The organism is Chitinophaga oryziterrae, from assembly GCF_009758125.1.
Lineage (GTDB): Bacteria > Bacteroidota > Bacteroidia > Chitinophagales > Chitinophagaceae > Chitinophaga > Chitinophaga oryziterrae.
This window is the reverse complement of record NZ_WRXO01000019.1, coordinates 1-10,726: the sequence shown is the minus strand read 5'-3', so window position 1 is coordinate 10,726 and position 10,726 is coordinate 1. Positions and strand designations below refer to the sequence as shown.

Below are 10,726 nucleotides of genomic sequence, written 5' to 3'. Positions count from 1 at the left end.
TGAATGTTGGTCTGGTCGTATCCTGTACTACGATCACCTGAGACATAGTGGTGGTATTACCACAATCGTCCTTAGCTGTCCAGGTACGTGTTAATTTATAATTATTAGAACAGGTGGTTGACAGGAATTCTTTTTTCTGTCCAACGGTAACTGTTACGACAGCCGTACAGTTGTCGGTAGCGGTGACAGTTGGCAGGGCAGGTACCTTATCACAATCTACTGTAATGTTAGCAGGTTGTGGGATAGAGAATACCGGTCTTGAAGTATCCTGTACTGTAATTGTTTGTCTGAGTATGGTGGTGTTACCACAGTTATCAGTAGCCACCCATTTGCGGATGATACGATAGTTCTGTTTACAGGTGTTTCCTGTTATAGTGGCCAGCGAATCTGTAGGCGTTACTGTAATGATACCCGGAGTGCAATTATCAGTAGCGGTGAGGTCTGTTTTAGCAGGTACCTTATCGCAATCTACGGTGATGTTTGCAGGCTGTACCATGTTAAATACAGGTGGTGTTAAGTCTTTCACTGTAATGGTCTGTCTCAAGGTATCACTCACATTACCACAGGCATCAGCGATCACCCATTTACGGATCAGCAGGTAATTGCTGGTACAAGCACCAGGAATATCCTGTCTTACTTCGATCGGTACAACGGTAAGCATCCCTGCGCAATCATCTTTTGCGGTCAGGTTTACAGCAGCAGGTACTGCATCACAATTTACAGTGATGTTAGCAGGTGCGGTGGTGGTGAATACCGGAGCCGTTCTGTCTATCACCGTAATGGTCTGTTGTGCTGAAGTTGTCAATCCGCAACGGTCAGTGGCTGTCCATGTACGTTTGATGGTTGTTGTACAGGCATCTACCACAGTCGTTACATCAGCGGAAGTAACGGTCAGTACTTCTTTACTGTATGGCTCATGGCTGAAGGTAGGTGTACCAAAGAGTGTAGTGTAATCTTTACCCTGGATACAATCTGTTGTGATGGCAGCGGGTACGGTTACTACTACAGGCGGTTTGGTGATCAGTTGTAATTTCACTGGTTTGCTGGTATCAGATGCACATGCACCGGAAGTCACTACCCGTTTAAACCAGGTGGTGACAGCTATTACACCAGGTGAATACGTGTTGTTAGTTGCCCCTGCAATAGAAGCATAGTTGGTACTGTCAGTACTGATGATCCACTGGTAGGTGTATGTTCCTTTACCACCACTTATAGCGCCACCGTTGAGAGTAGCAGGTGTTTCAGTAGCACACAACGTTTGGTCAGCCGTAATGGTGTTACCCAGTATCGGACCGAAGTTAGTGAGTGTTACATTGGAAGAAGTGGAACATGTAAAGTTAGTAATGGTCCATGTCAGTGTAGCAGTCACACCGGCAGGTACATTTATGACTGCATTTGGTTTATGGATTTCTGTAGCCGCGATCTTCACAGAAGCAGGCGACAGAACGGTCCAGGTACCAATAGCAGACGGCAGATCAGGTGTATTACCAGCCAGGGTGAAAATAGGATCTCCACAATGTTCCTGTGCAATACCTGCATCCGCATCTACTGCTTTCTGTGCATTTTTTAAAATTATCTGAGAGGTAGTTGAACAGGTTCCGTTAGTGATGGTCCATACCAGGTAAGCAGAATCACCTGCGGCAACTGTTATACCTGATGTAGGACTGGTTGGTGCGGCGATAGTAGCCGTTCCTTTTAACAGAGACCATGCGCCTGTTCCTGTACCAGGACTGTTAGCTGCCATGGTAAAGTTTGGATCCATACAGTGTGCCTGATCGGGACCAGCAACTGCCTGTATTTTCTGTGCATTGCTCAGGATGATATCATCACTGGTTGTACAAACACCATTTGTGATGGTCCATCTTAAAGTGGCAGTATTACCGGCTTTTATTATCACGGTGGTGACTGCACTTGAAGGAGTAGTGATAGTCGCCGTTCCCGAAACGATTGTCCATACACCGGTTCCGAACGTAGCATTATTAGCTGCCATTGTAAACAGTGAATCATTACAATGAGACAGATCTGGTCCGGCAGTTGCGTTAGCAGGCTTCATATAATTGGTCAGTACGACAGTCGTTGAAGACGCGGCACATGTTCCATTAGAAATCGTCCACTGCAGGGTAGCTGTTTTACCCGCTAACACGAACACAGTACTTGCAGGACTGGTTGGTGTTGTGATAGTAGCAGTACCGGAAGTAACTGTCCATAATCCTGTTCCAACAGTTGGCGTGTTTGCAGCCATGGTGAACAGAGAGTCAGAACAATGTTGTTGTGCAGGACCCGCAACAGATGTTGTTGGAGGAGCGTAGTTCCTTAGAATTACTGTTGAACTGGTTGTACATACACCATTAGTAATTGTCCATACCAGGTAAGCAGAATCTCCATCTGGAACAGTTACGGCTGATGTCGGACTGTTGGGTGATGTGATAGTCGCAGTTCCCTGTGCAACTGTCCATACACCTGTGCCTGTACCCGGGCTGTTCGCCGCAAGCGTGAAGGCAGGAGTTGCACAATGAGCCTGGTCGGGTCCAGCAACTGACTGAATATTCTGATAGTTAGTCAGTACAACAGTAGCAGTAGAAGGCGCGCATATGCCATTGGAAATAGTCCATTGTAATGTTGCGGTATTTCCTGCTGTTACTATTACTGAACTGGTATCACTTGTTGGAGTTCTGATAACGGCCGTTCCGGAAACAACCGTCCATAAACCTGTTCCGATGGTTGGTTTGTTAGCCGCCATGGTGAACAGAGAGTCATTACAATGTTGTTGAGCAGGACCGGCAACAGATGTTGTTGGAATAGCATTATTCCTTAAAATTACTGTTGATAAACTGGTACATGAACCATCAGAACCATCATTGATTGTCCATACCAGGTAAGCAGAGTCACCATCTGGAACTGTTACTGTTGATGTTGGACTGGTGGGATCTGTGATAGTTGCTGTTCCTTGTGCAATTGACCATGCACCTGTTGCTGTACCTGCATCGTTGGCCGCGAGGGTAAAGAGAGGAGTAGCGCAATGAGTCTGGTCAGGGCCGGCAATCGCCAGTATATTCTGAGCATTATGCAATACAACCGTAGAAGAGGAAGGAGTACATACACCGTTGGAGATAGTCCATTGCAATGTTGCAGTTGTTCCTGCTTTTACTATAACTGAGCTGGTATCACTTGTCGGAGTTCTTATCTGAGCAGTTCCTGAAACAACGGTCCATAAACCTGTTCCTACTGTTGGCTTGTTAGCCGCCATGATAAACAGGGAGTCATTACAATGTGAATTATCAGTACCAGCATTTGAAGTTGTTGGTATTTCGTAGTTTCTTAAAATAACCTGCGAAGTAGTTATACATGTACCATTTGTGATGGTCCAAACCAGGTAAGCAGAGTCACCGTTGTTCACGGTTACCGCGGTTGTCGGACTGGTTGGTGTTGTGATAGTAGCCGCTCCTTTTGATATTGTCCATACACCGGTTCCTGTACCTGGACTGTTAGCCGCCATGGTAAAGGAAGTATTTGAACATTGATTCTGGTCAGGACCAGCAACCGCCTGTATATTCTGTGCATTGCTCAGGATGATATCATCACTGGTAGTACAAACGCCATTGGTGATAGTCCATCTTAATGTAGCGGTGTTACCGGCTGTTACAAAGACGGTGCTTACTTCACTGTTAGGACTGGTAATAGTACCGGCACCTGAAACAATGGTCCATGTTCCTGTTCCGAAAGTGGCTTTGTTGGCTACCATGGTAAACAGTGAATCATTACAATGAGACAGATCTGGTCCGGCTGCTGCGTTAGCAGGCTTCATATAATTGGTCAGAACGACAGTCGTTGAAGAAGCGGTACATGTACCGTTGGAAATGGTCCACTGCAGCGTAGCTGTTTTGCCCGCTAACACGAACACAGTACTTGTAGGACTGGTTGGTGTTGTGATAGTAGCAGTACCGGAAGTAACTGTCCATAATCCTGTTCCAACAGTTGGCGTATTAGCCGCCATCGTGAACAGAGAATCAGAACAATGTGATTGAGCAGGACCCGCAGCAGATGTTGTTGGCGTGGCGTAGTTCGTTAACACTACATCATCTGTTGTTATACAATTACCGTTGGTGATGGTCCATCTCAGGGTAGCGGTAGCTCCTGTAGCAACCGTTACTCCGGTAGTAGCACTTGCAGGTGTTGTGATGGTAGCAGTACCTGAAACCACTGTCCATAATCCTGATCCGGTAGCAGGCGCGTTAGCCGCCATGGTGAAGGCTGGTGTAGCGCAATGGTTCTGATCAGCACCGGCAGTAGCCTGGATATTCTTATTATTTGTCAGTACAACATCATCTGTTAATACGCAGGTACCATTAGTGATGGTCCAGCGTAAAGTAGCGGTGTTACCCGCTAACACGAACACCGTACTTGTAGGACTGGCAGGTGTTGTGATGGTAGCAGTACCTGAAAGGATGGTCCATACACCAGCACCCAGACTTGCAGGAGTAGCCGCCATTGTAAACAGAGAATCATTACAATGTGTCTGGTCAGGCGCCGGAGTGATTGGCGTAGGCGCAGCGTTATTGGTCAGTACGACAGTCGTTGAAGAAGGTGTACAGGTACCATTGGAAATGGACCACTGCAGCGTAGCTGTTTTGCCAGCTAATACAAACACTGTCGTAGTAGGACTGGAAGGTGTCGTGATAGTTGCAGTACCGGAAGTAACTGTCCACAATCCTGTACCAACCGTTGGCGTGTTAGCCGCCATGGTGAACAGAGAATCAGAACAATGAGATTGATTAGAACCGGCAACAGAAGTTGTTGGTGTAGCGTAGTTTGTTAACACTACATCACTTGTTGTGGTACAGGTTCCGTTAGTGATAGTCCAGCGTAATGTAGCGGTACTGCCGCTGACAATTGTCACCGTAGTTGTAGCACTTGCAGGTGCTGTGATGGTAGCTGTACCAGCAACCACTGTCCATAATCCTGAACCCGTAGCAGGCGTATTCCCCGCCATGGCGAAAGTAGGAGTAGCGCAATGGTTCTGAGCAGGACCAGCATTCGCCTGGATATTCTTATAGTTAGTAAGTATAACTGTTGTTGAAGAAGCAGTACATGTACCATTCGAAATCGTCCACTGTAAAGTAGCGGTATTACCAGCTAATACGAACACAGTACTTGTAGGACTGGTTGGTGTTGTGATAGTAGCAGTACCGGAAGTAACTGTCCATAATCCTGTTCCAACAGCTGGCGCGTTAGCAGCCATAGTGAACAGAGAGTCATTACAATGTGTCTGAGCAGCACCGGCAGCAGAAGTTGTTGGTGTAGCGTAGTTCGTTAACACTACATCGTCAGTTGTTGTACAATTTCCGTTAGTGATGGTCCAGCGTAAGGTAGCGGTAGCACCTGTAGCAACCGTCACAGCCGAAGTAGCACTGGCAGGTGTAGTGATGGTAGCAGCACCTGAAACCACTGTCCATAAGCCTGATCCGGTAGCAGGCGTGTTAGCCGCCATAGTGAAGGCAGGTGTAGCACAATGGTTCTGGTCAGCACCAGCAGTAGCCTGTATCTTCTTATTATTTGTCAGTACAACATCATCTGTTAATACGCAGGCTCCGTTAGTGATGGTCCAGCGTAAGGTAGCAGTGTTACCAGCTAACACGAAGACAGTACTTGTAGGACTGGCAGGTGTTGTGATGGTAGCAGTACCTGAAAGGATGGTCCATACACCAGCACCCAGACTAGCAGGAGTAGCTGCCATTGTAAACAGGGAGTCTGAGCAATGTGTCTGGTCCGGAGCCGGAGTGATTGGCGTTGGCGCAGCGCTATTGGTCAGAACAACAGTCGTTGAAGACGCGGCACATGTTCCATTGGAAATGGTCCACTGCAGGGTAGCTGTTTTACCAGCTAATACAAAGACAGTCGTGGTAGGACTGGTTGGTGTTGTGATAGTTGCAGTACCCGAAACAATTGTCCATAATCCTGTTCCAACTGTTGGCGTATTAGCCGCCATCGTGAACAGAGAATCAGAACAATGTGATTGATTAGAACCAGCAACCGAAGTGGTTGGTGTAGCGTAGTTCGTTAAAACTACATCATCTGTTGTTATACAAGTTCCGTTGGTGATTGTCCATCTCAGAGTAGCGGTAGCACCTGTCGCAACCGTTACTGCAGAAGTAGCACTTGCAGGTGTTGTGATGGTGGCAGCACCTGAAACCACTGTCCATAAACCTGATCCGGTGGCAGGTGTGTTAGCCGCCATGGTGAAAGCAGGTGTAGCACAATGGGTCTGGTCAGCACCAGCAGTAGCCTGGATATTTTTGTTATTGGTAAGAACAAGAGTCGTTGAAGAAGGCGTACATGTACCATTGGAAATGGTCCACTGCAGCGTAGCACTGTTACCCGCTAACACGAAGACAGTACTTGTAGGACTGGCAGGTGTTGTGATAGTAGCAGTACCTGAAACAATTGTCCATAATCCTGTTCCTACAGTCGGCGTGTTAGCAGCCATGGTGAACAGAGAATCATTACAATGTGTCTGAGCAGCACCGGCAGCAGAAGTTGTTGGTGTAGCGTAGTTCGTTAACACTACATCGTCAGTTGTTGTACAACTTCCGTTAGTGATGGTCCAGCGTAAAGTAGCGGTAGCGCCTGTAGCAACCGTCACTGCCGAAGTAGCACTCGCAGGAGTTGTGATGGTAGCAGCACCTGAAACCACTGTCCATAAGCCTGATCCGGTAGCAGGCGTGTTAGCTGCCATGGTGAAGGCAGGAGTAGCGCAATGATTCTGGTCAGCACCGGCATTAGCCTGGATTTTTTTATAGTTGGTCAGTACAATGTCATCACTGGTAGAACAAATACCATTTACGATGGTCCAGCGTAAAGTAGCCGTGTTACCAGCTAACACGAACACAGTACTTGTAGGACTGGCAGGTGTAGTAATGGTAGCAGTACCGGAAACGATCGTCCACGCACCTGTACCGGGAGTAGCGGTGTTAGCCGCCATGGTGAACAGGGAGTCAGAACAATGTGACTGGTCTGGACCAGCAGCTGCTGTGGGTGGTTTAACATATACAGTCACCGTTCCGCTTGCGCAGGTAGTATTTCCGCAGGTACCTTCTGCTCTCACATAATAAGTAGTGGTAGCAGCGATACCATGAACAGCGATAGAAGCACCACTGTCTATAGGTGTACCACCACATGCTCCTGCATACCACTTCCATTTTGCATCCGGTGTAACACCATCTGCTTTCTTTCCAAGGTCACCACCTACAACTGTCAGTATGGTACTACCTGTATCGCAAATACTGGGCGTACCAACGGTCACGCCTGTAGGAGCGGTTGGAGGAGAAGAAATGTTTAAAGAGAAAGGAATATCTGTCGTACATCCAGGGTTGGCAGTAGCCACCGTAAGAATGAAGTTATAAGTATTAGGAGCAGGTAATGTACCTGTTGGGTAAGTAACGGTGATAGGCCATACAAGCGTATCGGTCATTGTTACAAAACCAGGCAGGGCAGGGGTACCCGCTTTCAGCACATATTTAGTTGGTGCACCTGTTGTTGATAATGTATCCACATTAAAGGTACCCGCAGAACTACAGATAGTGAGAGGCGCTTTCAGTACAGCAGATGGAGGAGCTGTTTTGTGTAAGGTAACAGTCGCCACGTTACCTGCGCAACCGGCAGCATTGGTAATGGCCCAGGTTAATACTACATCCTGTATCCCAGCCACTGTAACCGTTGTAGTAGGAGAGGTAGCATCTGCAATTGTAGCTACACCAGATACCAGTGTCCATTTACCGCTTTCCGCAGCAAGGCCGGTCAATGTAAGATCCGGAGCAGAAGCTGCCATCGTGAATACATTCGAGCTACCGCACTGTGTCTGATCCGGACCAGCATCGCTGTAGGTAGGATTGTTCACCAGGGAGAGGGTATCTGTAGAAGTGATCTTACAGTTTCCGTTAACTGTAGGCTGAGCCGTCCAACCGATTACCACCGTACTACCATATGGCATACTTACTTTGGTATTCATCTTGGAGGGATTGAAGATCTTGACATAGTCATCGATCGTTTCACCCGGTTGAAGATCAATACCTGAATAAGATACAATAGACCATGAACCGATTACACCAGCCTGCGTAGAATCCGGCAGGTTGAATACCCCCGTTGTATTAACACTGGAGCAATTTATGATCGGCGGGAACTTGATCTTAGGTGGTGTTTGCGTAATGATAACCCTTAGAGGGGCCGATTCGACCTCACAGGTCCCGGACCTCACCATCACAGAATAAATACTATCCGCCAATGATCCGGGTTGGACCTCAATATCAGTGGCACCATTCCATTCAGACATTAATGTAGTATCTATTGCAGTACCATGAGAACCATGATACCACCTGATTTCCTTACCAGCCAGTGATTTGTTGATTTTGTAATCCACCACTTCTCCCAGACAAATGGCTATCGTATCAGGAGCAACATCCACAACAGGCTTAATATCTGTTTTAATGGCGGCACTATTTGAATCGATACATGTTCTGCCACCTCCTTCACCATAGTACACATAACCATACACCCAGATAGTAGTGTCCTTTGTTAACGTGACCGATCTTGTCGCACCTGTATATCCTGGAAGGTCTTTCCATGAAAAAGAATCGAAACCGCCTGATGCTTCTAAGTCAACAGCATCCCCCACGCAGACCTGACTCTTGGTAAGAGACAGGATGGGCATTGGTAAGATCGTAATTTTGACCGGGCTTGACGGATTAGCGCAACCTAAGGAATCAGGGATTCCTTTATCATATACACGAACGCGGAAAAGGTAGTCAGCCGCTACCGTTTTAGTACCTTTTAATGCTCCCGCAGGGATCTTCAGTAAAGAATCCCTCGCCGTGCCATAAGGTACATTAAACCAGGAAATACCCCCGTTATCACTCATCTCCCATTGATAAACGGGTTTAACGAAATATCCGACTGGTAATATAGAGGATGATAATGTATCCGGGGTCCCTTCACACAATACCTCTTTCAAACTGGTATTAGTACCTACCAGACCGGCAGTAATAATAGGGCTACAATAAGTAAAGTTAATATCATCAAGGGCGATATCGTTACCACAACCACCAGGCTTATTATTAATAATACGCACCAATACATCTGTTACACCGGATGGAATGGTAAACTGACCACCATAACGTTGCCAGCTGGCGCTCGCATCGGGGAGCTTCATTGATATCGCATAGGTCCTGAAATTAGCGAGTTCCTGGGTTGGATTAGCCGCATTGACCACCTGAAAGGTTACCCCTGCATACTTGTAATCACTCACGCAACCATTCTCAAATGTATTTTGAGTATTTAAGTTCAGTGCCCATGCGCTGAAATTGTAAACAGATCCACTACAAAGACCGGTTACTTTTTTCTGATAAAATCTCTGAGGTACAGCAGCCGAATTCACCACAAGCATAGCGCCATTCGTATTACCTGTATGGTCTGGTAAAGTTATCCATTCATCACGTAAGTGAGTGGTTTTATCAATTGAATAGTATTCATCTGCAAGGGTACCTGTTCCCAGGTATTTATAAAATACCACGCTATCCACAGGGTAAGCCCTGCGGACAGTAGTAGTACCAAAGTCTTCGTTGAAGCCTGCCATTACAGCGTATCCACCATTACAGGTAGAAATTGTACAGTTTTTGGCTACCAATGTTTTGGTAATAACGTCCGTTTTTGCTACACCACCTTTCGTATAAGGGAAGGTAGCTGTAAAAACGTAAGTGCCTGGCACCAGGAATTCCAGTGTCAGGGATGTCGTATTTGTCAGCTTTGTTGCCTTAACTGTAGAAGTGTTAGCAGAGTATAATATATTATAATCTGCATCTGTTCCGCTGGGGGTAGTGATTGTCCAGTTGGCTTTTGAAGTATAAGTATACCCCGTACCTCCGGTCATAACAGCATTCACACTGGTAAACTTAGCCTGATCCGCAGTACTGCTGCTAGTCGACATACAGACCGTATCCGGTACGTTCATGTACTTCGACTGTGCCTGCACCATGCCAAGTGCACAGAATACGCAGAAAATTAATAGCGCTACGATCTTTCTCATTATCCAATTATTTATTAAAAAAGTATCAGATCATGAGCATTAAGTATCATGTTCATTTCCCTGATTTATCATTTTTCCTATGAAAAGGTCTTCCAAACCCTTATCGGGATGGCATTTTAGAAGAGTAAAAGCTTTTCACAGGTTAGGTTAATTACTATCGATATGGCTAAAAGTGGAGATATATTAACATTAAAGGTATGGATAATATGTGTAATATAAAAGATGTGTATATAATTTAATATAAATAAAAGGGCAGAAAGGTCTTATAACAAAAAAGTCGCCCCGGAAAATCCGGGGCGACTTGCCTATTTGTATTTTATACTTCTTATCGGATAACAGTTACTTCACCTTTCACTACATGAACAGGTCCGCCCATTAATTTCTTGTAGCTCAGCATCCACACATATGTTCCGTTGTCTACAAATCTTCCTCCGTACTTACCATTCCATCCGGTCTGGGAGTCTTTGCTGATGAAGATCATTTCACCCCAACGGTTGTAGATACGTAAGTCGTAATCATACATTGGGCCGTTAACAATCGGTTTGAACGTATCGTTGTTACCGTCGCCATTTGGTGTGAAGGCATTCGGGAACTGTGGTCTCGGATCACAGTCTTTAAATGTTACAGCTATCTGGTCTGTAGCTGTACCAC

2 protein-coding genes are annotated in these 10,726 nt (G+C 46.2%); both read right to left on the bottom strand.

Annotated features, from left to right (window positions below):
- A partial coding sequence (locus GO495_RS31745; RefSeq protein ID WP_157303988.1) for a beta strand repeat-containing protein occupies positions 1–10,075 on the bottom strand: 10,075 nt, incomplete at its 3' end.
- A 325-nt stretch (positions 10,076–10,400) separates the two neighbouring features.
- Positions 10,401–10,726, bottom strand: a 326-nt coding sequence (locus GO495_RS31740; protein WP_157303987.1) for a T9SS type B sorting domain-containing protein, incomplete at its 5' end; no start/stop codon positions are given.